Below are 1,411 nucleotides of genomic sequence, written 5' to 3' on the forward strand. Positions count from 1 at the left end.
TAATGGAACTTGAAGAATGTTTTGGTAAGGTTGAATATTCGTTATTAAAAGACTTAAAGACTAAGGAAAAAAATTATGAGTTGTTAGAATATGAGTATAAGAGATTAGAGAAAGATTATGAGAAGATAAGAGATAAATATTTAGATTTACAAGCTAGATTTAATGAACTGCTAAAAGAAAAAGAAAAATTGATTATTGAAAATGCTGGGGGAAATATAGCAGAAGAGAAAGAAATTATCGAAATCGTTTTTAAAAGTACAAATTGGTTTAACTTAGATAAAAAGGTTGAGGTTTTAGAAAGAAAAATAAAATTTGATTGTTTAGATAAGCATACTTATATTTCGTATTTGGAGAAGAATATAAATTTTAATATAGCCCCCGAAAATAACATCTTAAAACATATAAATACAAGTAAAAGATATAAGATTGCTTTCAAGGGAAAACGAGTTGGAAATGTTGATGCAGAATTATTTATTGTTACTTATAAATCAGGACAAAAACTAGATGTTAAATCAATTAAATTAAATAGAGAAATAAATGTCGATTTTAATAAGGCTGATAATATAAGATTAGCAATTAGGCTTAAGGGAAAAGGTGAATTAGTAATTGATTCAATTGTCATTAGAGAAGTGAGTAAATTTAATCAGTATGAATTTTGTTTTTACTATGAAGGAAAACGAGTCCAGTTTTATTTACCGGATTATAAAACAGACTATATTCAAAAAACTATTGCTAATAGTTATATGTTTTATGAAGAACAGATGTTGCAAGATATAAAAAACAAGTTGCCAAAAAATTCTGTTGTTATTGATGTTGGTGCCAATATTGGAAATCATTCTCTTTATTTAGCTTTAATAGTTGGTGCCAAAAAAGTTTATGCTTTTGAACCACAGAAACATGTATTTGATATTTTAGAGAAAAACGTACAAATTAATCAGTTAGATAAGGTTATTGAAATGTATAATGTTGCAGTAGGAAATAGTAAAGGTAAAGTTAATGTTAATAGAGTAGATATTAATAATTTAGGTGCTAGTAGAGTAGAATTGAGCCGAGATGGAGAAATAGAAATTGATAGTTTGGATAATTTGTTATTTAATAAGTTGAAAAAATTAGACTTAATAAAGATTGATACAGAGGGTTTTGAAGAATACGTAATTAAAGGTGCAATGCAATTAATTACAAAATTTAAACCGTATATATATGTAGAAGCTGGAACGAAAGAGGATTATCATAAAATTTCAAATTTAATGTATTCTTTAAATTATAAGGTAGAAAAAAAATTTAATGCAACACCAACTTATTTGTTTGTTCATAAATAAATAACTACTATAGATTTTAAATATTTTAATTAGATTAGGTGGTGCTAACAATGGAACAACTATTAGATAGAATATATGAAGCATATTATGAT

Annotated in this window: 1 protein-coding gene; it reads left to right on the forward strand. The window is 25.3% G+C overall.

Features of this window, described 5'->3' with window-relative positions; all coding sequences use genetic code 11:
- A partial coding sequence (locus BFN48_RS12015; RefSeq protein ID WP_069651124.1) for an FkbM family methyltransferase occupies window positions 1–1,319 on the forward strand: 1,319 nt, incomplete at its 5' end.
- Between the last annotated feature and the right edge of the window lie 92 nt (window positions 1,320–1,411).

Source organism: Caloranaerobacter ferrireducens, assembly GCF_001730685.1.
GTDB lineage: Bacteria > Bacillota > Clostridia > Tissierellales > Thermohalobacteraceae > Caloranaerobacter > Caloranaerobacter ferrireducens.